This window comes from Paraglaciecola sp. L1A13 (assembly GCF_009796745.1).
Lineage (GTDB): Bacteria > Pseudomonadota > Gammaproteobacteria > Enterobacterales > Alteromonadaceae > Paraglaciecola.
The window spans coordinates 3,102,646-3,127,897 of the sequence record NZ_CP047024.1 but is presented as its reverse complement, the minus strand read 5'-3'; the positions used below and the strand labels follow the sequence as shown (position 1 = coordinate 3,127,897).

The window sequence follows — 25,252 nt, the reverse complement described above, 5'->3', positions numbered from 1 at the left end:
ATGGTATCCCAGCAGCCATTTTGTGAGCACCCAACAAATATTTGCTCGGCTAGGCGTCTGGCTTGTGAAGCGCTATCCATCCAGTTAATAAACTCTTCGAAGGTATAATCCATATTCTTGTGTCTTCAGCTTAGGTTATGCACAAAATGGATATCACTCCGTCCGTTCATCTCAACAAAGATTACATTCGACCATTCAATCTGGTCTACGACTTGTGCGTACGCCATGGCCAATGCTTCCATTTGAGTTGTATCTTTGACTAAAGCGAGTACGTTGCACAGTGAGATAAAGAAAATGCATAAAACGAAACGTAGCATGAAGAGGCCTTATCTTTAGCTAGGGTCTTGGCTGTGTTCGTCTAATAACAGTTTAGCACCCAGCAATATTAATACACTGCCAGTGATGCCCTCCATCCATTTTAAGGCAGCAGGACTGGCAAAAAAACGTTTAGCAGAACGGACTGCGCCAGCAAGGCCGCATTGCCAAATCATCGCAATCACAAAATGGATTGCCGCCATCGTCATTGCTTGCGCAAAGGGGGAGTGTTGGGGGTCGATAAACTGGGGTAAAAATGCTAGATAAAAAACCGCCGTTTTTGGGTTTAACACATTTGATAAAAACCCTTCCTTCAACGAGCGGCGAAAGCTGAATACTCTGACGCCCGAATTATCAATGGTGAGGCCATGGTGGCTACGAAAAGCTGTTTTCAACGCGCCAATACCTAACCAAATAAGATAGCCAGCACCGATCCATTTCATGGCCATAAACACCTCAGCGGACTGAAGTAATATGGCTGAAATACCCACAGCAGAAAACGTAGCATGGACAAAAAGCCCGAGGCAAATACCTAGGCTGGTCACAATTCCATCTTTGCCGCCCGAACGACTAGTATTCTTAATCACCAGCACCGTATCAATGCCTGGGGTAATAGTTAACAAGGTAATCGCCAGTAGAAATGCTTCAAAATTTAAAATATGCATAGGTTTAACTTCATTTATTGGTTCTGCTCAATGGACGCCGTACCGAGATGGTTTTTATACCACGTCAAACGTTACAATCGAATCCCTCTGACCCAAACACTTATCCATTCTACCAATCTCAACTAGATGTCGGGTGCACAGTAATGACGTTTCTGCGGGCATAACCAAACTCCGAAGTGGTATCACTGTAAGCATTTGTAAGAACGATAGCGTCATTTATTATAATGTGAAAGTATTCACATTATATACCTAAATACGGAGCAGGATTTACGCCATGAGCATATTGACGACCCCATCACTAATCGGCCTTATTACCTTTAGTATATTAGCATTAGCTGGATGCAACGGTTCCTCAGATGGCACAACGGGAAAAACGGACATTTATACAGGATTAGACGTCTCTATGTTTGCTAACGGAGCATTTATCGAAAAGCCTCAAGTCGTTGATTGTGAAACTGCCCAAGGCACGGCAACGACATGTTACCAGTTCGTCGTCTCTGGTGCGCCGGCGGGGCGAGTACCGGGCCCCTTCTGCCCAAGAACAATCGATGATGGCGCCGATGTAACTGGCGCTTGGTTTAGCAAAGACGGTTCAGGCGACTTAGTCGATCTTACCGGTCATTTCATATTAACGTTAGATGAATATTACGGTGATGAGAAATGGGTGCTTTACGATGCTCAAACTAGAAATATACGCTACACCGCCACAAAAGAGGCGTGCTCAGGAGCTGCGCGCCCCGATGTAGAAGAGCAATATAAACAAAACTGTATTGAGTGCGAATTAGCTTATCTTGAAGATGACTTTTCGCAAACCTATCTGATACCCACCACGCCCATACCTGCGGCACAAACAGGCCGAGTACGCACAGTAGGAATCGCCTTAGATGGCACTGAGTTATCAGGGCCTGCACCCATAGACGCAATTTTAGGAAGTTACACAATTGCCGCATTTGACGACTGTGGTGGTCACATCAACTTACACCAAGGTTATCACTACCATGCCACAACTGGTTGTACTGATGCCCTTGCTAGTGAAGACGGGCATGCTTCATTAATAGGTTATGCAGTGGACGGTTACGGTATCTATGCAATGCGAGATGCACAAGGCAAAGAGGAGTCACTTGATGAATGCCGTGGCACAACTGACGACATAAGAGGCTACCATTACCATGCGGCAAGCCCGAGCGAGAACATGTTTATTGGATGTTTGCATGGTGAAACCGTTCGACCTGCTGGAGGACCTCTTGGTGGCGGTCCTCCAGTCGGTGGGCCACCCCCAGGTAGCGCTCCGCCTGACCATGACTAGCCAGCGACGCGATAGGAATATATTTTAGGATGGGACAATGATATTTAAAAAAGCGATTTACGCAGCTCCCCTTATGTTGCTAGCTGCATCGACCGTGTTGCTTGCTCCGAGTTATGCCATCGCACATTCTGGACCACTCAACGTGATTGCGGTAGATGCGTGCAACGAAAAAGCAAAGTCAGATGTCTGTGAATACGAGGGTGGGCACCACGATTTATACATTGGCACCTGTCAATACATGGCAACAGCCTTGATGTGTGTTAGAAACCAACCTATCCAAAAGGTAAAGGCTAAAAAATCGCAAGTTGGTGAGGGACACATGCACAAAGAGCAAGACGGTACATCAGAAAATGAGTAAAACTGACGTAGGACTAAATTTTCGCAACATGGCTATCTTAGCGCGGCTTCCGTAGCGCGGCTATCATAGGCGGCTATCATAGGCGGTTACTCTAGCTAAATTTTATTAGCTTGTACTAACTTCATAAGGGTTAACAACAACTTGATATTGCTGATTACGGGGATCAAAACGATACCAAACCCCTTTGCATTCGTGATAGTCGCAGTCTTGATAACGCACAACGCGATGTCGTGCAGGGAGTTCATTTACCCAAACCCCCATTGGCGCAGCAATGACTTCGTAACCCCGTGGAGAGTCACGATAAAATATGCCATCAGAATAATAGCGGCCTGAACCTATAGGCGTATGTTTTTCCGGCATGGCAGCTATGATGGTGCCAATCGCAACCCCTACACCTAATATAATTAGCGCCGCTGGCCCATTACCTCCACCACGAACATTAATGCTACCATGGCCATGCCCCCCTGAATGCCTGCCATGAAACAAACCGCACGACGACAAAAGAAAACAACTACTCAATGTGATAAAGGCAGTACGAATTTTCATAACAATATTCCCAAAATTTACTTTCATGTATTTTGGATACTGCAACTAGGAGATTGTTAGGGTGTATAGCGTAAAGATTGTGTAAAGGGGACGTGGCTAAAGAAGGTGGCGGCAATATTCGTTGAGATCAGCGAACGCGGCAGCGCTCACTGGAACCATTTTTATATCAATTTACTTTGCAATAAACTTTAGCGGATCTAGGCGTATATATACCCCAGGTTATTGCACCTAATAAGCCATTTATAAAAGTCTGTTGAGCTTCTACTTTGATAATATATGCTGCGCCGCCACAAATTTTAGCGGCATCAGTAACTTGCTCTTGACCTAAACCACTGATAAAAAATGTTTGAGACTTTTCAGAGGTAGGCACCTCAGCATTCTCACCATTAATGGTGAATGTTTGAGCTGCACACCCAAATAGGAAAGCACTGCAAAATAAAACACCAAATAACTTAAATGTCATAAAAACTCCTTGATTATGAATTGTTGCCCTTAAGATATAATTCCATGTATAGGCAAAAACATGAAAATGTTAACCTGCAAATTGCGCCGTTTAGATACTATTGCTCAAAGGTAAGGTAAGTGATTTTTATACGTAGCAATAGGTTGATGGTAATATTTTCACTTACTTTACGCGACTTTTTTTTACCGCGTTAGTTTGTTGGAACATCCGTTGTTATTATTAAAGCATATTGGAATCGAGTAAGCTAAGTCAAAGAAAAGACCATAGAGTAATCTTGAAAAGTTAGACCTTTTTTAAGCAATGTCTGAAGTTTGCTTTAGATATCCAATTGGATCCGTGTGTTTATTTGCGGTTTTAGCTGAAAGTCGCGTTAGCTTGGAGTTGTGTAAAATCGGGACGTAATTTAAAACAGGCATGGTTGCCCGGTGCGAAGTGCATAAGTGGCTGCAGGCCACTAATGTGCAATACGTAGCGCATATCTCACTGCACTTACCAAATATGGTTTGAGCAGCAAAAAAATGTTCACCAAGCGAATATCTTACAGCGCAACTTTGTTCTTAGGGTGAGATTCAGAAACAAGCGAAAAATGCTGATTTGACATAAAGCATTTATAAAGCCAGTTTTGCCATAAAACCACCTAACCTTACCAATCCCTCTTGTAACTCACTTTCAGCAGATGCAAAGGACAACCGTACATAACTATCGCCTTGATACTCACCAAAATCATTACCCGGGGTCATAGCCACATGGGCTTCTTGCAAGGCACGTTCGCAAAAGGTCATTGCACAAAGGCCAGTATTACTCACATCAATATATACATAAAATGCACCATCTGGCTGAACGGGAACGTGTAAACCACATTTTTGTAAGCCAGCTAACACCAGTTCTTTGCGTGATTTAAGGGTGGCTCGGCGTGCTTCACATACCGCGATGGACGCTGGCGTGAAACACTGTAATGCGGCTTTTTGCGCAAGCGTTGACGGGCAAATATAGTAATTCTGGGCTAATCGCTCCATCACCGGCACGGCCCGTTCAGGCACTACGCACCAACCCAAACGCCAGCCTGTCATGCCAAAATACTTTGAAAAGCTATTAATGACGAGAGCCTCATCATCAAATGCCAGCGCTGTAACAGGTTTCTCATCAGCCTCGCCATGATGTAAATTAAGATAGATTTCATCAATGATGCGCCATGCACCTTTGCTTTTAGCAAAATCACACATAGCGGCCAGTTCATCTGGCGCCACGGCGGTACCTGTGGGGTTTGATGGGGTGGCCAGCATTAGGCCTCGTGTGCCAGCTTGCCAATGTTGTTCAAGTAATGACATATTTAACTGAAAGCGCGACTGAGGATCAGTTGGTACCGATTGAACCTTGCCACCAAAGCTTTTAATAAATTGACGATTGCAGGGGTAGGACGGGTCAGCCATGATGACATTGTCGCCCTCATCCACAAAAGCAGCAGCTAACAGTAATAAGGCCGCCGACGCACCAGCGGTCACGACCACACGATTTGGATTTAAATCTACATCATGTGCGGTTTTATAAAAGCCAGCGATGGCTGTACGTAGCTCGGGTAAGCCTAACGCTGAGGTATAGGGCAGGGGGGTGGTGGTCGCCAGTTTTTGCATGGCGAGTAAAACATCGGGCGGTGCACCAAAATCCGGTTCACCAATATTGAGCTTAACGACGTGATGACCTTGAGCTTCTAGCTTAGCGGCTTTCGCCCCAAAAGCCATGGCGAAAAAAGGTGAAATGGCTTGTGCGCGCTGTGAATATTTCAAATGATACAACTCAACTTATTGGTGACATGAAGGACGAACGAAAGCCCGATATTCTGCCATTTTTAAAGCACCAACACATCCATTTAAACGCTTAAAGGTAATTTTAATTGAACCTGCCTAGCGAACAATATTAACAAACCAGTGGGGCAAAATGAGCGCGGGAAGGTCTTTAGTTGACTGTACTTTGGCTTATGCTAAGTTGAGTTAACCTCACACGGAAATGCATAACGCTCAAGGGATCCATCATGCTTAAGGTTATTACGTCAGTTGTCACGCTTGTTATCTGTTCAAGCGCCTTTTCCGCGCAAAATCAACATACTGAGCATGCACAGAAAACGCTGGATATTTATCGTAACGTTATATCTATTCCAACGGTTGCAGGCAAAGGAAACGTGCCGCAAATGGCTAACTATTTAGCGTCAGAGTTTTATGCAGCTGGTTTTGCCAAACAAGATGTAAACGTTATTCCCAGTGGTGAAACGGCCGCATTGGTGGTGCGTTACCGTGGTGCGCCGGACTCTAACAAGAAACCCATTTTGTTATTAGGGCATATGGATGTTGTTGAAGCCCTGCCCGCAGATTGGCAGCGTTATCCGTTTGAGCTCACCCAGGACAATCACTATTTTTATGGTCGCGGGAGTATCGATAACAAATTGGGCGTGACCATGTTGTCGTCTACTTTTATTCGCTTGAAAAAAGAAGGATTTGTCCCGAACCGTGATCTTATCATCGCTTTTTCTGGGGATGAAGAAACCGGCATGATTACCACAGAAATGTTAGCCAAAATGCCGGCACTTCTCGAGGCCGAATATGCCTTAAATTCTGATGCAGGTGGTGGCGATTTAAATGCACAAGGCAAAGCGATTGCGTATTTAGTGCAAGCGGCGGAAAAAACGTATGTCAGTTTTGAGTTAACCGTTCGCAACCCCGGTGGTCATAGCTCTAGACCGCGAGCAGATAATGCGATTTATGAAATATCAAGCGCATTATTAAACCTTCAGCAATATCATTTTCCCGTTCAGTACAGCGATATGACACGAGAATTCTTCCGTGAATCAGGCAAACAATTAGGCGGGGAGCTAGGTCAAGCCATGCGAGATTTTGCAAAAAATCCATCGGATAAAACCGCTTCAGACCGCTTAGAAAAAGAATCGTCTTACGTGGGAACAACGCGTACTACCTGTATTCCTACCATGTTAACTGCTGGTCATGCTGAAAATGCCGCACCGCAGTCGGCGACGGTAACGATCAATTGTCGTATCTTTCCTGGCACGTCAGTCGAAGAGGTAAAAAACACCTTGCGAGAAGTGGTTAAAAATCCTGCTATCGAATTTGTTACCTTAGGCCAGCCAACTGCTAGCCCGATATCAGAATTGCGCGAAGATGTGACTCATGCAATCAGTAAAGCGGTTCACGCGCGCTATCCAGATGTGAGTATTATGGCTTATATGGAGTCGGGCGGCACAGATGGCATGCATTTTCGTGCCGCGGGAATACCTACTTGGGCAATGTCCAGTGTATTTATGGATCCTGATGAAATGTTTGCTCATGGCTTAAATGAACGACTGCCGGTCAAAGCGTTTTATGATGGGCTCGATCATTGGACCATTATTCTTAAAGAACTGACTACAGATTAATGACATAGTGGCCCACAAATGTGGGCAGCTTAGTTCACCTTATTCTATTCACCGTACTCTGCAACATTGCAACATTTCACCATGTTTTTCTTTTTTGCGCAGATTCATTCTCTTTAGCGCTGCCAAGCTTACTGCCCTTAGTTCAACTTTCCTTCGACCAACGCCTCTGACTCGTCGATAGATGATGAGGTTAAGCTCATGAGCTCAACACGGGCTATTTTAGCTGAATGCTTAAATATCAACCGGTTAATAAATGATAATTCGACACTTATATACAGTTGAAACAGGTCTAATTATTTACCTTTATGTATCCTGTATAAGACCAATTTGATTGGGTAAGAGAATAAATTATCAAAATTACACTTGACCTAAGGGAGTAACTTATGACAAATTAAAATGCAAATGATAACCATTACTATTTGCAGTTGATATTATCTTGAACCCTACACCAATCTTACCTTGCTTAATGCTACTAAGTACGAGCGCCGTCGGTCAATTAAATCAAGACCAGATGACGCAAGAAACGGCTGGCTCTCCCCTTGAAACGCTCGTTGTCACGGGTACGCGAACAGAGCTCGCTCAGTCTAGAAGTCCTATATCTATCGATGTGATCACGGGTGCGCAACTGCAACAGGTTAGTCACGGCACGCTGGCGAGTGCTTTAAATTATATTCCTGGAGTGGTGACTAAACGTAACGCAAAAGACGGTTACACGGTCCAAATGCAAGGTTTTGATGGGGATCATGTGTTGGTGTTAGTGAATAGTCAGCCGCTTATTGCCCCTACTGGCGCTTCAGCGGACTTGGATCAAATCAGCGTGCTGAACATAGAACGTATTGAAGTTTTGAGGGGGGCTGCTTCGGTACTTTATGGTAGCTCCGCCATGGGCGGAGTGATCAACGTTATTACACGCAAAGCGGAGAAAAACAGTGCTAAATTTAGGTATCAAGCCAGTAATTATACTCAAAATAGTATTGATTCCGGGGATGTTGCAGGATTGTATCAGTTAGACGTTAATCAAATGATTCTAGGCTGGCAAGGAAGTCTTAGCGCGCAAAAAATTGATGACCCCGGTTTTGATTACGATAAGAATACACTTGCACAAAGTGCACCAACTACTGACAAAAAATTCGTTAATTTAGGGCTGGCTCGTACCTTTGGTGAAGTGAATTTTTCGCTGAAATCTCGTTATTTCAGCGATGATAAAATCAAGTTACGCTATGCCATTCCTGGGCAGTCTGGGGACATCAGTTATCTTTCAAATGTACATCAATGGCAGCAAGATTTCGGCGTAAGCAAAAATCAATTATGGAAAATTCAAGGTCGCGTGCTGCAACATGATGAAACGAGCGGTGATTCAAATGGCTTGCGCGATGCTGAAATAAAACTAGCAGAATTAGACGGCCAATATCAGTGGCAATTAAACGAGGTGACATTGATCTCTGGTTTGGTGTTGCACCGTGACGAACTATACCAAATGAAGCAAGGTGTGTCGGTGTCAGACACTGATATTGGCGTGTCAGATGGCACGGTTGAAATAGCGGATAAAGGCCGTAACAGCATAGAAGGTTACACGCAAGGAAGTTGGCAGGTGGCAGAGCACGAACTTGTGGCGGGTACTCGGGTTCAGTATGACAGTGATTTTGGCTGGCACAGCGCTACCCGCGTAAATGGATTATTTGCCCTTAGCGACGACAAACATGATTTATGGCAGTTACGAGTAGGGGCCGGCCAAAGTTATCGTGTGCCTACCTTGAAAGAACGTTTTTATGTGTTTGATCACAGCAATTTAGGATACATGGTCTTGGGCAATGAGTCTCTTGATCCTGAAACTGCGCTAAGTGCAAATTTAGAGATCAGCTATCACGGTACTGTGGCCAAATTATTGGCTTTTAAACACACATCGAACGTGCACTTCCCCAGATTATCTTTGCGTGCTAACGCACATTATTCCAAGGCAAAAGACTTTATCAATACAGTGACCGATGTGGATGCATCGGCGCAAACAGGTCTGCTAATTTCCCAATACGAGAACGTAGATAAAACCTATATCAAAGGCGTGGACTTATCAGCAAAGCTAAGTTGGTCAAAAATAGATTATCAACTTAGCTATAGCTACCTTCACGCCACTGATGGTAGTGGTGCGTATTTAAGTGATCGACCTACTCATCAAATTAAATCAAATATTAATTGGCAACTTCCCCTTGATATCAACGCATTAGCCTATGTGGTTTATGAGGCTGGTGAACATCCAAGTAGTACCCAAACTGGCATTGAAAAAGATAACTGGCTAAGCGTCAACCTAAGTGTAAATCAGCATATCAATGATCAATGGCAATGGAATGCGGGTATCGACAATCTCTTCGATGAACACCAGGAAAGTGAAGCCATTTCCTCAGGTTTACTCGATGTACGCCCGCTGGCGAGCCGTCGAGTATTTGCTGGCGTGACATATCAATTTTACTAACACACACATTTAAGGATATATATTTTATGAAAATCAGTTATTTAGCTAGCTTGGGTGCGGTCATGTTACTTACTGCATGTGGCGGTTCAAGTTCAGGTGATAGCAGCGTTGAGCCTTCACCGTCAGAGCCCGCTACACCCGTCGCTGAAGAGGGGACCATTTTCGGACCATTCAGCACTGGCACAACGTCCGAACCGGTTCGGGTGTACTTTGACTTAGATACGGGCGAAGTCGTTGAATTAACTGATGAAGAAGCGACTGATAATAGTGTGTGGGATATCGCGTTTCAGCGCACGAAAGTGTATTTAAATACGCATAGTGACAATAGCGTTGGTGCATTTTTTACTGATGTAAACAGTGATTTTTATACAGCAAATGGTAGCGCCGTAGTGGACAGCTTTCTAAACGCCGATGGGGATTCTGAGCTTGATGACTATCTGGTGATCAGTACAGCTGATATTCCCACAGAAGACAGCTTTGTGAGGGATACCCAAGAAAGCGTTATTGGTGCTAAATTTTATGATTACGACTTATCCACTCACGTGGTAAGTGCAAATGACGATCTTTACTTTATTGTCGATTCCGACGATGTGTATAGCAAATTTCGGGTTACCGACTTAACTACACAAGGCCGCACGATGTCGTCGATTACCTTCGGTGTTGCCGCACAAGACACGCTAGCAGGAGACACCGAATTTGGCACTGAGTCGGAGCTAACCATCAATACGGCGGATTGTACTGAAAACGTGTATATCGATTTTGACTTAGGCGCGGCACTTTCTGCCAGTGACGCATGGGATATATCTTTGGCATGCACCACAATCGATGAAATAACCGGTGCTGAATTCGACATACACATTGCCCAAGATGCGACAGCGTTAGTCGATGAAGATAACGTTTATGCTGCGATCGATAGTGAAGCTGCGCAGTATTATGGCTTCACTTCAGACGTTACTCAAGAGTTAGCTTTTGATACTAACCCTTGGTATCAATACAACTTAAATGGCGGTCATTTATTGTGGTCCCAATACGGTGTGTATTTAGTCAAAACTAATATCAGTACATTCAAAATACAGATCACTAGTTATTACGATGAAGCAGGTACATCCGGCAACTATAGCTTTCGTTTTGATGAACTTTAAGCTCAGTAATGCATAAGCATTTCTAGCATGGCCATTTGTTGGTTTTGCTTGTTTATTGAGTTGATAGGCTGTTTTTCGTGGTTAGGTTGTACCCCAAAAGACACTTCAATTTCACGTCAACTTTTAATGTAACACGGATCATTTATGTTCAAATTTATTCATTATTTTCTAGTCGCTGTTTCGTTAGGCTTAGGGAGCACAACATGGGCACAAGTCAAAACATCGGCTGATGTTGGTAACCACTCGGCGCACAAAGATATGCGTATTATTGCCTCTGGTGGCAGTATTACTGAAATTATTTATGCACTTGATAAACAGCAATTTATCGTAGCCGCAGACAGCACCAGTATGTTTCCCGCGGCGGCTGAATCACTACCTAAGCTAGGCTATTTTCGACAGCTCAGTACCGAGGGCATTATAGGGTTTCAGCCCACTCATCTGTTTGGTGCACAAGCAACGGGGCCTGAAAGCTTGCCAGAGCAACTTAAGGCGGCGGGGATTAAGGTACATATTTTTAATGAGCAACGGGATTTAGATGGACTCTACCAATTGGTCAGCGAGATAGGCCTGCTGTTAGACGCGCCAGAAAAGGCCACGAATTTGAATAATAGTATTGGTAAACAGGTTGCTGAGTTAAAAATAAAGGCACAGGCCAGAATCAACATGAGCAGATCTAAGCGCAATAATATCAAAGTTACCGCGCTGTTTATTATGTCTGATAGCGACAGAGGGCTTAGCGTTGCCGGAGGAAATACTGTGCCGCAAGCCTTGTTTAATGACGCGGGGATAATAAACGCAGCGAAGGGTCTTCATGATTATAAGGTGATGGATAACGAGTCTATTTTGGCGGCTAATCCAGATATTATTTTTGTGGCCAGCCACCGCGTAAAAGACGGCGCTGCCTTACAGCGTTTATGCCAACATCCTGCGCTTAAAGCCACTATAGCTGGGCGAAACTGCGCCATTAGTAGCATGGAAAGTAGCAGTGCGCTGGGTTTATCGCCGCGTTATCCACAAGCCTTACAAACCGTGCTTGAGCGCACAGCGTCGTTTTATACTGATGCACACTAAAGTCACTCCCTTACAACTGCAGTTTACGTTGCAAGCTCGCCGGCAAAAACACATGCGCGCCTTTACTGTGGCGCTGATATTAGCCTTGGTGTTATTCATGGTCGGTATGCAATCTGGTAGCTTCGAACAATCAATGGGTATTTTGGTTGAGGCCTTGTCGCATAAGTTTAATCAACAAGATTTATCACAAGAGCAATATTTACAATGGTATGTGTTTTCTGAATTGCGGGCGCCGCGTATCTTTATGGCAATGTTCGTTGGAGCATTACTGGCGATGTCGGGTTGTGCCATGCAAGGTTTGGTCAGAAATCCACTTGCGGATCCAGGATTGATTGGGATCTCTGGCGGTGCTGCAGCTGCAGCTGCTACAGCACTGGCGCTGATTAATCATTACCCACAGCTCACCAGTGGCGGACAGTATTTTATTGCCTTGAGTGCGTTTATCGGCGCGTTGTTAGCGGTATGGATTGTATTAATTGTGGCGCGTACTTCAGCTGGCATGGCTATTTCGTCATTAATATTAGCGGGTGTGGCGGTCAATGCCCTCGCTGGTACACATATTGGCGCCATTAGTTATATGGCAAACGATGATGCTTTACGCCAAATAACCTACTGGACAATGGGTAGTCTTGGAGGGGTAACTTGGTCAAAAATATTGTTTGTAAGTATCCTAAGCGTACCTATTATTGGTTTGTATATGCACCTTCGACAGCCGCTCAACCTATTTTCTTTAGGGGAAAATGAAGCACAATGTATGGGCCTTGAGGTTAATAAATATAAGCGTCTTATTTTGTGGCTGGTGGCTTTTTCTGTGGCTTTGGCAACAGCGCTATGCGGAATTATTGGTTTTGTTGGACTAGTTGTGCCCCATATCGCACGCAACTTATTTAGTGCAGATCATAAATACTTAATGCCTGCTTGCGGCGTATTAGGCGCGATTCTTATGCTTGCGGCGGATACTGCGTCACGAGCATTATTTCCACCACTTGAAATTCCTATTGGTATCGTCACTTCGGCAGTGGGCGCACCGTTTTTTCTGTATTTGTTAGCCAAACAAAAAGGCACAGGTGTAAATGCTTAAACTACAAAATGTATCCCTAAGCCACGGTGCTTTCACCTTATTAGAGGGGCTTGATTTGACTATTAATAGTGGCGATTTTATGACCGTGATTGGCGAAAATGGCTGTGGTAAATCTACTTTGTTGCGCTGTATTGCGGGGTTACATTCAAGTTATAAGGGCAAGGTGACGTTTGGGCAAAAAAGTGTCAATGATTGGCCAAGCAAATTGCTGGCAAAAAAGCGCGCGTTTGTGAATCAGCATAATCAGGTGCAGTTTGCGTTTATTACCGAAGAAGTATTGCAGCTAGGCCGCACCAACCAGCATGAAAGCCAACACCAAAGCAATGCGTTGATTTGCCAAATGGCCGAACAATTAAGTATCGGGCATTTGTTTGGTCGTGACGTACGAACGTTGTCTGGCGGGGAACGTCAGCGAGTTTTTATTGCCAAAGCATTAGTGCAATTGCTGCCCAATGCCAACGAAACAAAAAACGGGCGCGATTTTGAGGGGAAGTTATTGCTACTTGATGAGCCAACGTCAGCCCTAGATTTCCGTTTTCAAAAAGCCATGATGGAAATCGTGAAAGGTTTTTGCCTGCAAGGATTAGGCGTGATGTGTGTAAGTCACGATATCAACCTTATATTGCCATATGCCACACAGGTTATCTTGTTAGCGAATGGTCGTTGTTTAGCCCAAGGCAGTGCTTCGAATGTTATTAATGCGCAAAATTTACATCAATGTTTTGGGGTGATGCCCAAACTTATTCCACAACACAACAGTGTGCCGTATATCACCCACTGATGATTTCTCACGTTTATTACGAAGGAAGTACAATGAAATTGGAACAATATATTTTTGATGCCAAAACCTTAGTTCGTCAGCAACACAGTGGTGTGCTTAGTACGCACTCACAATCTGTACAAGGCTACCCATTTGGCTCCGTTGTACCGTATTTTATGACTACAGAAGGCAACTTGATTATTTATATTAGCCAAATTGCTCAACATACCCGCAATATTAAGGGCAACACTAAAGTGTCGATGACTATGTTTGATAGTGGGCAAAATGACTCTCAAGCGGCTGGTCGTGTAACTTTATTAGGTGACGCAGAGTTAATTGATAACGAAGACGTGACTGCTCAGTATTTACGCTTATTTCCTCAAGCCAAAGGTTATCAGCAAACCCATGACTTTATGTTTTACCAGATAAAAGCTGAACGTATTCGTTACATTGGCGGGTTTGGCAAAATATTTTGGATAAATAAATCGGATTGGCTCTCACTTGCGGAACAATGGCATCATGCAAGCAACGAAATTGTGCAGCATATGAATGACGACCACCAAGACGCTATGTCCCTTATTGTTGCTCATCAGTTTGGGTTGCGAGCAAAGAAGGTCATTATGCTATCGGCATTTTTTGAAGGGGTACATATTCAAGCTGACGACCATATTGTGTATTGTCCGTTTGACCAGCTTTGCACGACAGCCAAGCAGGTTAGGGAGCAACTTGTGGCAGATACACATGCTGCGAGAGCCGCATCGACGTTGACAGTGGCGTAAGCCGATTAGATATATCGTTAATTGAGTACAATTATGTTGAGGGTGGTAATTTCTTTTTGATTAATGTTAACGCTATTTTAGCCACAAATAGCGACCCGTTACTGGTATCTTTCTAGCTATGCGTAACGGGCGTTAATGTGTTTTTTGTATTATTGAGCCTAATTATCGGTTAAATAATTTTTGCTCTTTTGCCCGTCGAGCAACTAAATGACTGTTAATTTTACCGGCGGCTTTTCGCCATACACTGAATTGAGCGCTCGCGCCAGCGTAGTCTCCTTTATTGAGTAAACGTAATAAAGTCGACTTGTATAGATTGCCCATGCCTATGTTGTAACCCAAGCAGACCAAAGCGCTAAATTGATTATTATTGACAGGCACTTTCACCAATTTGCTCATTTGATCTTCAATTTTAAGCAAATCAGTTTTGAGCAAGTTTTCAGCCTGTTGCGCATTTATCTTCATGCCTTTAACGACATCAGCCTTATGACCATAGCCAATTAACCAGTGTCCAGCTGGACCTTGATAGGCTTTTAGTCTAACGCCTTCTGAGTGTTTAATAATATTGATACAGGCTTGGTTCGTTGCTCCTTTCGTTGTGGGGGCGGGCGGAGTGTTTGCTGTGGTAGGCGATGAACCTGTAGCCGGTGAAGTGTTTTTCTGGCTTGCGCACCCGCTGACAAGTATGCAAAAAGTGGGAATTATCAAGATAATCAGTTGATTAATGTTCATAAGAATCCTTCTATGGGCCAGCGCTGAATAAATAACTCCTGCATTCGTTACCAGCTAACGTTTAAATAAATTTTCCTCTTAATTAAAACGCGAAGTGCGCAATTTGCAAGTTTATGATGGGGTTTGTGCTCTAGGGATAACATTTGGTGCGTTATAGGGGAATAATACAAAACTGTAGGCAGGCGAATGATTGATGCTAAGATTGATTTTACTGATACTGCTGTTTGTTCACTGTGTTGCTTAGTTACCCCTCAAATATTGATTTCTAAACATCGATGTAATGTGGATTTATTGGATACCCAAAATGTTTTATGTGCTGACCATCAATACTTTACTTGTCGCGGCCACCGTGATGCTTCATTACGAGTTTTTGCATCGTATCATGAACTATTTACCTAAAATGAAAATTAAGCACAGTTACCGCATAGTTTTCGGGGTTTTCGGTGCAATAACAGCCCATATCTGTGAAATTTGGATTTTTGCATTCGCCTATTACGTTATGAATCGTGTAGATGGCTGGGGCAGTATTACTGGAAACTTTAATGGTGGACTGCTCGATAGCGCATATTTTTCGTTTACGGTTTACACCACAGTAGGGTTTGGCGATATTGAGCCTTTAGGGCCGCTAAGATTCCTAACTGGGATAGAATCGCTAACAGGTTTGGTACTTATCACGTGGACAGCTTCGTTTTTATTTTTTGAAATGCAAAGGCATTGGAAGATTGTTTAGCATGGAAACGATCCTTTATATAGGATTTCAACAGAATCGGAATACTTAATCGTTAGAGGTAACTAAATGCGTATGGTGAAAATTAGATTGGGTTATTTATGGTTGATATTATTGGGGCCTTTGGCGAGCGTTCAAGCTAACGAACAAACCAAGCACGGCCATAACAATCGCTGGTTGCTAATTGACGATTTTGAACAAACCGATAGTCTTGACCATTGGACAAAAGCCGATACGAAAAACGATACGTCTCCGCATATTGCTAACCCACAGATCACTGAACGTCACACAGCCCTAGAACCTCAACTTGAACTTTCAGTTAGTGATTCACAGAATAACAAAATCGTAAATAACTACATGCTCAAAAAACCAGCAGGCGAAGGCATTGTAGGTAACCGTAAGGCTCTTACGTTTAAGGCCTTACCCGAGTCGGTCGATGTTGGGCAGACATATACGTTTTATACCCGTATAAATGTTGAATATTTCCCAAATAACCATGCTTTTGGGTTAAGTAATTTAGGGCCTGAAGAGATTAAAAAGCATGATTACAATGCCTTTGAAGCCACACTTCGAGTAACAGATAAAGTAGAATCAAATGGCCATAAAAACGACGGCGCGTTGATGGTGAAAGTGGCCGATGGATACGACAGTGTAAAGAATTTTGCCGCTAACTCAGATGCTAAACCTTTGGTTCCCGGCCTGTGGTATGAAATTTGGTATGTGGTGAACAATGCCAAGATACAAAACGGTGGGCAAACCTACGATGTATATTTAAAAGGAGGGGACGAATTTCCTGAGCAAACATTGGTTTACCGTGGGGCTACGTTTCGCATGCAACGAGCATTACCATTGACCTATTTCTTGATGAACTGTAATACCGGCCCTGCAACTCAGCCCTACGGAAATGGTGGGTTACAGTACGATGATTTGTATATGGCAAAAGGTGTGACTTTACTCACACCTTGATGGGGCTTACTTTTGTTTAGGTGCTGGCGCGTTGCATTTTTCTTCGCTAAGCTAAAGCTTGGATTTCGGCAAGTGCCTGTTCAATCTCTTGCTCGTTATTTAGCAGCGAAGGGGCGAATCTAGCATAGCTGATACGATAAGGTGTGCTACTCATTATAATGCCTTTGTTATGCATTTTTTTCACAACATCCCCTGGTGATACTCCCTTCACATCAAAGCAAACTAAGCCCGATGACATTTCGTTACTGGTTGGCGTATATAAGGTTATGTGTGGCATCTTTGTTAAGCCCATTTTGGTTTGCTGATTTAATTGATGAATGCGCTTTTGTACATTGGCTTTGCCTAACTGTTGATGAAGCTTAAATGCTTCAGGTAACGCCCAGCGATGTTCAAAAGAATGAAATCCACCTGGAGACATGTGTTCCCCAACGGGCACCTGATCTTGCGTCATGCCGCCCAACCAGACATCGTAAGACGCACTAAAACTCGGGATTACAGGCTCGCTTTGAGCCCACGCATTATCGTTCCCCCAAATCAGTCCTGTGCCCCTTGGACCGAATATCCACTTGTGAGTACCGGCAATAAAGAAATCACAGCCCAATTCACTAATATTCTGATCTTCTATACCAAAACCATGTACACCATCAACACAAAATAATATTTGTTGATCGGCTTTTCGTTGTTTGTTCAGAGCATTAATCGTGTCAGCCATGGCCCTTATGGGTAATTTAACGCCAGTGGAAGAGTGCACCCAGGTTGCAGCAAAAACGCGTGTATTGCTGGTTATGGCGGCTTTCATGCGCTGCACAATATCGTCAGTATTGGCGCGTGCAGGATCATCATATAACGCGATACGGTTTATTTTAGCGCCAGTGCGCTGAGCGCGATATGCTAAGGACATATCAGTAGAATAATGATCATGCACAGTCTGTAGTACTTCATCATCAGGTTGCAGTTGCAACCCGCTATAAACCAAGCTTAATCCCATGGTCGTGCTATCAGTTAGAGCAATATTGCGCGCCTTACACCCCATATATTGACCGGCGGCATGACAGATTTCATGGTCAATGGTTTCGAAATGCTGATGCCAATAATCTGATGGATTTTCATCAAACGCTCGACGATGTTTCTCGATAGCATCCGCTACCGGTTTTGGATGTGACGCCAGTAAAAACGTCGACAACTGGATGTACTTTCGCGTCAAAGGAAATAGATTACGTAATGCGGTCCAATCCCCAGGCTGAATAGGGGAAGAGGCAACTACCTCTGCCGTTTGAGCACCAAGCACAGTGCTTGGTATCAACAAACTTGCGCCAACGCTCAGGCCAAATCCATTTAAAAATTCACGTCTTAACATATCAATCACCTTATTGTGTGGTAGCAAACAGGTGAGCGGCCAATCACTTGGTGGTTACAAAATAAAAACTGCGGTATTACCTAAGTCGGCGCCGCTCGAGTGGGTTGCCTTATTGTAGTTTACGAATAGCGGATCCGCCTTTTAGGTAGGTGTTTGGCACAGTAGCACTTCAATGAGTCAAGTGGGCAATGACCAACCAATAACTTACGGCACTTTATATCAGGTGAGTTTTGCTATTTGCAGTTTTTGATGCACTTCACCTCATTTACGTTTCAGGCTGCTTGAGTTTGCTTCATTTAAGCGTTTGGTGGGTTTCTTATCGCTTTGTATATGTGCCAGTCTAAAAATTCATTGTTAATCAATTCAAACATAGGCCATAACACTCGATTTCAAACTTGATTTGCGGTCATGCGAGATGTACAGCGATACCACTCTAATTAAACATGTAAAGGAAAGATCATGGGAGCTAGAGAGGTTACGTACAATCAGCGAGGACCTAATACTCACTTAGAGCATTCTTGTGCCTCCTTTTCTAAACGATCATTACAGTGTTATTGGTTGATGCTGTGCAGCTTAATTTTGCTGGGAATTGGCGCCAGCCAAGTACACGCTATTAGATTCATATCTAATAGCAAAAATTGATCGAGAGTTAGTTAATGCGATATTCTATAAGTCTTTAACCGTTACTAAACGCGTTTCTACTTTTATAGAACTCATCAAACCTAAGTTAAAATTAGGATAACGTATCTATTTGCACACTTTTAATAGGCAAATAAAAACTATATTTGTCGAGATAGGTTAACGAGGATTGAACCTGCAAAATTCAACCCTTTACCGAGCAATTGTCGGTATTAACAAGCAATAGCGCAGCTAATTTACGTTTTTCAATATACTGGCCTAATGAGGCACCACCAATAATCATAATTAAGGTAATAACGTGGACAGGTTTTAACACCACTTCAGGTATAAATAGTGCCATCCATATGACTGATAACAATGGCGCTAGGTAAGCTAGCGCTCCAATTACCCGTGTATCGCCATGACGAATAGCATAGTCCCAAGTGTAAAAACTTAAACCCATAGGTCCAAGACCAAGTAAACCTATAACAAGCAGATCGCTATAAGTAGGAATAACAGCTTGCAGATCTGCTGTTAACGCATAACTAGTTAAGGCAAGAATACCCGATATCAAGCAAAAACCAGCGACCGCTGACATTGGCATTTTAGTGTAACGCCGGTTAGACAAGGTATAAAACGCCCATAATAATGCAGCAACAAAAGCTTCACTATAACCAAAAAAATCTGCCGTATTAAAGGTGATAGATTCTTGAGTTAACGTCAGTAATACGCCAATAAATCCTAAAATAGCACCAATAATATGCCCAACATTAAGACGTGATTGGGTAAATAAAGGCGTGCCTAGCACAATAAACAATGGCCAAAGGTACTGGATCATATTAACGCTCATTGCGGGTGAACGGCCAAACGCATCGAAAAGCAAAAAATGGTATCCAAACATTCCAATAACTGCACTTAGCCAAACCTTCCACGGCAACGTCCATTGACGCCAATATTTTAAGCCAGGTAGCGAGGCGAAAATGAGTACTAAACCCACTGATAATAATGAAGGGATATGCGTAATCGTGACGGTCAAGACCGCCAAAGATGACCACATGATAATGGTTAATAATGCACTGACGTAGGCTTTATTCATTTTTACTCAAGGTTATTGTTAGCTGTAAAGGGTTGATTAATATGCTTATCAAGTAGGCTTTACGTGCTTTGAAGCCGGACTACCCGTAATTGATGCGAAACGATAATAAAGATATACGCTACATCATATCGTCTATGTTCGTGATTAACATTTATTGGCTATGAGTGACGGCGCTAGTTCGGTTTCTTGATGGTAAAATGAGAAGGTCGATAAGAAACTATACCAAAACCAACCACCCAAACTGTCATTTTTACCGCCATTTTTATGGATCCCGTGTATTCTTGTTATAATGCTCGCCCTAAATAGTGATGCCCAAATAATGTTAAAGCGCATTTTTAGAACGCTTATTATCGCCACAGCACTGCTTTCATTTGATGCGATGTCTGGGGGGAAGCCAATATGTTATCGTTTTGCTTGTGCCACATTTTCGATAAACAGCTACGGGATAACGGAGGTCGTTTTTACTTCACGGGCAAAACAGGAACTAAATTGCTGGGTTAAAGTGCAAGCCGCCCCGGTTAAATTTAAGCTAAAAAGCACATCGCGCATTTTCAGTGCTGGATATGGCTTTTCCTCTTCTCAATTTCTATGGCGTTGTGACTTGCCCTAATGCTCTACGATTAATCTTACTTACCCTTAATGGGTGGGGAATGTAGTCAGTGAGTTGCCAAAGCGCTTAACTATATGTCGCCAAATTTTACGACGGTCTGTTCGGGTGACCATAACGGATATTTGGCCATAACTTTGGTAAACATTGGACTTTGCAAATATTGATTAAGCCAGCGCTTAACGTTTGGATAAGGTGACTGCAAATACCACTGACGTTCAATCCTGGCGAATTGTCGAATAAATGGCAACAGCGCTAAATCGGCCAAACTTTCGTTCTTATCAAGCAAATACGCATGCTTACTTAGGCGCAACTCTAGATTTTGAATATAGACTTCACATACTTGTCGGCAGTCTTCCAAATTGGCTTCATGATAGCGCTTGGCGCATTTATACACTTCTAAGCAAGTTTTAAACTCATGGTCGAATAAGTGAATTAAACTTAGAATATCAGCTAGTTTTGTTGGTGGCGCAATGTCACTTGAACTTATCGGTTTACTCAAGGTTGCAGCGCGCAGCAAGTTCAGCGGATCACTTTTGCCTAATACCCAGAGCATGATATCGAGACTTTCATCAATCACTTCGCAACCGTTTATATTCGAAGAAAGCACCAAAACAGGCACTGTCGCTTTAGGTGATGCAGCAAGCATTTCTGTAGGCTTATTTTTGAGTACGATGTCTCGAAGCTCAACAGGTAATTTAGATTTGTAGATGGCCAACCGCGCTCTCATTGCATAAGGGCAATTTCGTAAAGAGTATAAAATAGGTAAGGTCATAGACTTGTATTCGCCTTGGTCTTGTTCATATTTAATATAGAGCCTGTTGCCCATTGCTGTATGGGCTGATTTTAGCGGTATTCAGAGAGGGATTATACGGGTAAAATCCCCCGCTCAAATAATCTCGAACGATTACCGATACAGTCCTTGGCAATTAAGTTGAATAAATGAACCCTAAAATTGAATTATTAGCACCTGGCGGCGATGTTGACGCGATAAAAGCGGCCATTATCGCGGGCGCTGACGCAGTATACTGTGGCTTAGATACTTTTAACGCCCGTAACCGCGCGTCAAATCTCTCCTTTGAGGAGCTTGTTGGCGTCATTCGTTTAGCGCATGAATATCAATGCCAAATATTCTTGACGCTGAATATCGTGATTTTAGAACGTGAATTTAAATCCCTGAGCAAACTGCTGACTAAACTGAGCAATACCACGCTAGATGGCGTTATCGTGCAGGATATCGGCATGTTTTACATTTTGCGAAAGTATTTTCCAACACTTGATATTCACGCATCGACCCAGCTAACGACACATAACATCGGGCAAATTCCGTTTCTTAAGCAGCTTGGGGCGTCACGGGTTAACCTATCCCGTGAATTAAACTTAAATGAAATAACCGACATGGCAGCAACTGGTCATAAGCATGATGTATTAACGGAAGTGTTTGTACATGGCTCGCTTTGTGTCGCGTTTTCAGGATTATGTTACTCAACATCAGCCAGTGTGGGTAATTCAGGTAATCGAGGCCGTTGTAGTCAAGCGTGTCGTGAAGAGTATGAAACAACGCCGTCTGGCAATAACTTTCCGTTAAATATTAAAGACAATTCTGCCTTTTTCGATTTACCTGCGTTGATTGATGCAGGTGTGCATTCGTTTAAAATTGAAGGACGGATTAAAGGCGCGAGTTATGTGCACACCGTTGTCGATAGCTTTCGAAAGCAAATAGATGGTTTTATCAGTACGGGTGAGTTGACTCAAGACGGTGAGCGGTTATACAAGGTGTTTAACCGAGATTTTTCCAATGCTTTTTTGCGTGGTGACTTAAACCAGTCAATGTTTATTGAAAACCCACGTGATAACTCAAAAAATCATGCCATTGAAGCCAGTAATGCGATTTCGATTGTGCAAATTCATAAAGTTGAGCAAAACTTAAACCTTGAAAAAGATCAGATTACTGCCTCGGTCTTTGAAAAAATCAAACATTTGAGCATTGATAAACCGACTCTTCGGCTCGTTTTTTCTGGCGAAGAAGGCGGGCCGTTGACCGTTACCGTAACCACGCAAGAAGCCTCGGCACTAACATCTATATCTCAAGCCATGACGAATACCTTTGTGCTGCAATCTGATGAGGCTCTAACGAGAAATAACAAAGCACCGCTTGATCACGCTACCATTAATAAACGCTTTAAAAGTTTAGACAACGCGGCATATATTTTAACGTCCCTCGATACTGCCCAAGTAGCTGATAATGTTAGTATGCCATTTAAGGCGCTAACCTTGCTTAAGAATGAAGTCGCTCGGGTGTTAAATAGTGGGCAAAAAGTGCTGCCAGAAGTACTATTACCCACATTAGAACGCCACGCAAAATCACCGCCTAAAAAAGGCAATACCCGAGCTAATTTATCGCTGCTAATTTGTGATGAAGCCGACGTAAGTCTAGCTGATGTAACAGATGCCGATATTTACTTTAAGTTACCAGATGCCTATAAGCGTGGCTGTACTAAATACGTGAGTTTTTTGCTTGAAAACCCACGATTAATTCCTTGGTTCCCGTCAGTATTAATTGGTAAAGATTATGACGTTGCGCTTAATATTTTACAGCAGGTAAAACCAGCCCTTATCGTGACTAACAACACGGGTATTGCCTATCGAGCCTACGAACTCGGTATAAAGTGGATTGCTGGGCCGTTTTTAAACACAACCAATACGTATGCATTGCTTGCGATGCAAGAAGGGTTTGATTGTAGCGGCGCGTTTATTTCTAATGAAATTAATAAACAGCAAATTAGCAGTATTGCTCGGCCGAAGAATTTTAAAATGCTGTACAGCATTTATCACCCGATTTTATTGATGGCTAGTAGGCAGTGCTTCTTTCAACAAAGTGTTGGCTGTGAAAAACCCCGTATAGACAATGGGTGTATGCTCTCGTGTGATAAATCGACCAGTATCACCAACCTCAAAGGCGATTCATTTGCCATTGATAAGCAAAAAGCCGGTTACCCTAGTATCTATAACCAAGATCAATTCTTAAATACCGAAATTATTGACGATCTGGCTGATTTGTTTGATGAATTTATGATTGATTTAACCAATATCGGCGCGGGAGATAAAGAATCTCCTGACAAGGCGCAACTTATTGGGCAATTTGAACAGTTGCTTAGTAGTGACTCGTTTAAAGGGAATGACATAAGTTCAGTCATTAATCATTCACTTAAGACCATGGTGCCACAGTCCACTAATATTCAGTACCATAATGGTTTATAGCGCACAGTTCTAAAGCAAGCATAGCAACAACCGGAGGGGAAACGCCTCCGGTGAGCCGATTTAATCTTTACTCACTGGCATGTATTATTTCGCATTCAATATGTGTTTCGCATGAAAGTGAATTACTAACAAGGCATGATTCTTCGGCCTTTATCAGCAATTTTTCCGCTTTTTCGGTGTTTTCATCTACAGGTATAATCAACTTTACCTTCGAAATAACATGGGTGAACTGTACTTTGTGATCCACTTTATTAAGTTCACCGATAGATTCACATTCAACGGAGATCCATTCTAATTTTGACGCTCTAGCAATGGCTCTAAATGAAAGAATAAGACAGTTTGAAACAGCTGCGATTAAAAGATCTTCTGGTGACCATTTGTCTCCCGGTCCATTGAACTGTTTAGGGGGGGCGACTTCTATATTTGGTAATTGTTCAGCACTGGTCGTCAAATTGCCCACTGCTTTGCCTGCTGCTTTGACCTTGTATTGGTGTGGTAAATCGCTCATTGAAATCTATTCCTAAGTTGAATGTTACTAGGACCTAACTTGCTACGAAGGGACTGTACACGGGATGAGGCTACACGATACTAAATTCAGCGCACTGAATATGACAGATTATTCCCACTCGCAAAAGATGAACTCACTCATAATTCTTTCACTAAACTAAACGCACCACGTATATCTCCTAAAGTGTAACCTGTGGCTAAATCTTCGGGATAATACTGATTGAGCGTTTTCTTAGCATCTGCAGATATAGAACTTCCGTGGCAGTTTAGACATATCCCCTCAACTGCTTGAGCCTTCATATATCGATACTTATTATTAACAATTTCTGAGTATTGTAGAAGGGTAGGTGAGTCACTTTTTGCTTGATGCAGATCAAATTTAGTGAGTATATTTCTTTCGAATGTATCTGGACGCGCATTGTTGGTATTTCTAGGTTTCAAACTAACTCGCTTAATGCTCCAACCCGTTTGAGCACTTAAATCATAAGCTATTTTAGGCGCCTCAACTGAACAAACCTTAATAGCATGCTCAATCCCGCCAGATTGAATGGCCTCCTTCAATTTAGGTTTTAGGGTATCACTGAATATTTTTACGATATTCATGGCTTCTTTTCTGAGTTCAGGCTCAGCGGAAGAAGACTCAGCTTTCAATTGAGATGAGGCCAAACATAAAGTTAAAACAAGTACAAAGCATAAAATGGCGTTGCGCATATAGTCTCTCCAATCAGTGGTTCACTTAGTACTTTATCCGTCGATTCTTCGCTGAAGAACAACGATACGCTAAGCTAAGCCATGATGCGTGCCCTTGGTCCTCATAGGTTGCATGATTTACTGCACACATATCGTTCAATGCTCTTCAACTTAAAGTTAACCTAAACCTAAACTAATGGAATCATCCTTAACCCGTTATTAGTCAACGTTGCTTAATTTGTTTTGCCGTTTTAAGCCATAACCAACCCAGAAATTATCATCAGCTATTTTGCGCTAGCAACATTGAGGTACATCAATTT

Annotated in this window: 23 protein-coding genes; 12 read left to right on the top strand and 11 right to left on the bottom strand. The window is 42.9% G+C overall.

Features of this window, described 5'->3' with window-relative positions; all coding sequences use genetic code 11:
* Nucleotides 1-125: 125 nt before the first annotated feature.
* Together GQR89_RS13075 and GQR89_RS13070 are read right to left on the bottom strand one after the other, a co-directional pair.
* Nucleotides 126-317, bottom strand: a complete 192-nt coding sequence (locus GQR89_RS13075) for a hypothetical protein (RefSeq protein ID WP_158770452.1) — start codon at nt 315-317, stop codon at nt 126-128.
* 15 nt (nt 318-332) lie between these two features.
* Nucleotides 333-980 (bottom strand): LysE family translocator, encoded by a 648-nt coding sequence (locus GQR89_RS13070; protein WP_158770451.1) that lies wholly within the window; start codon nt 978-980, stop codon nt 333-335.
* A gap of 274 nt (nt 981-1,254) precedes the next feature.
* Between GQR89_RS13070 and GQR89_RS13065 the strand changes: the two genes are divergently transcribed.
* Both GQR89_RS13065 and GQR89_RS13060 read left to right on the top strand, forming a co-directional pair.
* Nucleotides 1,255-2,286, top strand: a complete 1,032-nt coding sequence (locus tag GQR89_RS13065) for a YHYH protein (protein ID WP_158770450.1) — start codon at nt 1,255-1,257, stop codon at nt 2,284-2,286.
* Nucleotides 2,287-2,323: 37 nt separating this feature from the next.
* Complete coding sequence (locus GQR89_RS13060) at nt 2,324-2,644, top strand: hypothetical protein (RefSeq protein WP_158770449.1); 321 nt, start codon at nt 2,324-2,326, stop codon at nt 2,642-2,644.
* Between the two features lie 105 nt (nt 2,645-2,749).
* Here the strand turns inward: GQR89_RS13060 and GQR89_RS13055 are convergent, their stop codons facing one another.
* From GQR89_RS13055 to GQR89_RS13045, 3 genes are all read right to left on the bottom strand, one after another.
* Nucleotides 2,750-3,190, bottom strand: coding sequence for a DUF6515 family protein (locus tag GQR89_RS13055; RefSeq protein ID WP_158770448.1), 441 nt, complete (start codon nt 3,188-3,190; stop codon nt 2,750-2,752).
* Nucleotides 3,191-3,356: 166 nt separating this feature from the next.
* Complete coding sequence (locus tag GQR89_RS13050) at nt 3,357-3,653, bottom strand: Bor family protein (protein ID WP_158770447.1); 297 nt, start codon at nt 3,651-3,653, stop codon at nt 3,357-3,359.
* 608 nt (nt 3,654-4,261) lie between these two features.
* Complete coding sequence (locus GQR89_RS13045; protein ID WP_158770446.1) at nt 4,262-5,437, bottom strand: aminotransferase class I/II-fold pyridoxal phosphate-dependent enzyme; 1,176 nt, start codon at nt 5,435-5,437, stop codon at nt 4,262-4,264.
* A 245-nt stretch (nt 5,438-5,682) separates the two neighbouring features.
* On the opposite strand from GQR89_RS13045, the gene GQR89_RS13040 reads away from it, so the two are divergent.
* The 7 genes from GQR89_RS13040 to GQR89_RS13010 all read left to right on the top strand — a co-directional run bounded on the left by GQR89_RS13040 (nt 5,683) and on the right by GQR89_RS13010 (nt 14,374).
* Nucleotides 5,683-7,074, top strand: coding sequence for a M20/M25/M40 family metallo-hydrolase (locus GQR89_RS13040; protein WP_158770445.1), 1,392 nt, complete (start codon nt 5,683-5,685; stop codon nt 7,072-7,074).
* Between the two features lie 466 nt (nt 7,075-7,540).
* Nucleotides 7,541-9,541, top strand: coding sequence for a TonB-dependent siderophore receptor (locus GQR89_RS13035; protein ID WP_199271435.1), 2,001 nt, complete (start codon nt 7,541-7,543; stop codon nt 9,539-9,541).
* A gap of 26 nt (nt 9,542-9,567) precedes the next feature.
* Nucleotides 9,568-10,683, top strand: coding sequence for an HmuY family protein (locus GQR89_RS13030; protein ID WP_158770443.1), 1,116 nt, complete (start codon nt 9,568-9,570; stop codon nt 10,681-10,683).
* A gap of 144 nt (nt 10,684-10,827) precedes the next feature.
* On the top strand, nt 10,828-11,754 hold the full coding sequence (locus tag GQR89_RS13025; RefSeq protein WP_158770442.1) for a hemin ABC transporter substrate-binding protein: 927 nt from the start codon (nt 10,828-10,830) through the stop codon (nt 11,752-11,754).
* A 52-nt stretch (nt 11,755-11,806) separates the two neighbouring features.
* On the top strand, nt 11,807-12,835 hold the full coding sequence (locus tag GQR89_RS13020) for an iron ABC transporter permease (RefSeq protein ID WP_199271323.1): 1,029 nt from the start codon (nt 11,807-11,809) through the stop codon (nt 12,833-12,835).
* Nucleotides 12,828-13,616: an ABC transporter ATP-binding protein gene (locus GQR89_RS13015; protein WP_158770441.1), complete on the top strand. Its 789-nt coding sequence runs from the start codon at nt 12,828-12,830 to the stop codon at nt 13,614-13,616. The genes GQR89_RS13020 and GQR89_RS13015 overlap by 8 nt, the downstream gene beginning before the upstream one ends.
* Nucleotides 13,617-13,648: 32 nt before the next feature.
* Nucleotides 13,649-14,374, top strand: a complete 726-nt coding sequence (locus GQR89_RS13010; protein WP_158770440.1) for a HugZ family protein — start codon at nt 13,649-13,651, stop codon at nt 14,372-14,374.
* A 162-nt stretch (nt 14,375-14,536) separates the two neighbouring features.
* On the opposite strand, the gene GQR89_RS13005 is transcribed toward GQR89_RS13010, so the two are convergent.
* Nucleotides 14,537-15,103, bottom strand: coding sequence for a lysozyme (locus GQR89_RS13005; RefSeq protein WP_158770439.1), 567 nt, complete (start codon nt 15,101-15,103; stop codon nt 14,537-14,539).
* A gap of 304 nt (nt 15,104-15,407) precedes the next feature.
* Here GQR89_RS13005 and GQR89_RS13000 point away from each other — a divergent pair, with 304 nt between their 5' ends.
* Together GQR89_RS13000 and GQR89_RS12995 are read left to right on the top strand one after the other, a co-directional pair.
* Nucleotides 15,408-15,833 (top strand): potassium channel family protein, encoded by a 426-nt coding sequence (locus GQR89_RS13000; protein WP_199271322.1) that lies wholly within the window; start codon nt 15,408-15,410, stop codon nt 15,831-15,833.
* A 66-nt stretch (nt 15,834-15,899) separates the two neighbouring features.
* Entirely contained in the window at nt 15,900-16,796 is an 897-nt protein-coding gene (locus tag GQR89_RS12995) for a hypothetical protein (RefSeq protein WP_158770438.1), read from the top strand.
* 46 nt (nt 16,797-16,842) lie between these two features.
* Here GQR89_RS12995 and GQR89_RS12990 read toward each other — a convergent pair whose 3' ends face one another.
* The 3 genes from GQR89_RS12990 to GQR89_RS12980 all read right to left on the bottom strand — a co-directional run bounded on the left by GQR89_RS12990 (nt 16,843) and on the right by GQR89_RS12980 (nt 21,249).
* Nucleotides 16,843-18,153, bottom strand: a complete 1,311-nt coding sequence (locus GQR89_RS12990; RefSeq protein WP_158770437.1) for an aminotransferase class V-fold PLP-dependent enzyme — start codon at nt 18,151-18,153, stop codon at nt 16,843-16,845.
* Nucleotides 18,154-18,976: 823 nt separating this feature from the next.
* Nucleotides 18,977-19,867 (bottom strand): DMT family transporter, encoded by an 891-nt coding sequence (locus tag GQR89_RS12985; protein WP_158770436.1) that lies wholly within the window; start codon nt 19,865-19,867, stop codon nt 18,977-18,979.
* Nucleotides 19,868-20,547: 680 nt separating this feature from the next.
* Nucleotides 20,548-21,249, bottom strand: coding sequence for a glutathione S-transferase (locus GQR89_RS12980; protein ID WP_158770435.1), 702 nt, complete (start codon nt 21,247-21,249; stop codon nt 20,548-20,550).
* Nucleotides 21,250-21,416: 167 nt separating this feature from the next.
* On the opposite strand from GQR89_RS12980, the gene GQR89_RS12975 reads away from it, so the two are divergent.
* Complete coding sequence (locus GQR89_RS12975) at nt 21,417-23,735, top strand: peptidase U32 family protein (protein ID WP_158770434.1); 2,319 nt, start codon at nt 21,417-21,419, stop codon at nt 23,733-23,735.
* Nucleotides 23,736-23,802: 67 nt separating this feature from the next.
* Here GQR89_RS12975 and GQR89_RS12970 read toward each other — a convergent pair whose 3' ends face one another.
* Nucleotides 23,803-24,243, bottom strand: a complete 441-nt coding sequence (locus tag GQR89_RS12970; RefSeq protein WP_158770433.1) for an OsmC family protein — start codon at nt 24,241-24,243, stop codon at nt 23,803-23,805.
* Nucleotides 24,244-24,380: 137 nt separating this feature from the next.
* On the bottom strand, nt 24,381-24,953 hold the full coding sequence (locus GQR89_RS12965; RefSeq protein ID WP_158770432.1) for a DUF3365 domain-containing protein: 573 nt from the start codon (nt 24,951-24,953) through the stop codon (nt 24,381-24,383).
* Nucleotides 24,954-25,252: the final 299 nt, after the last annotated feature.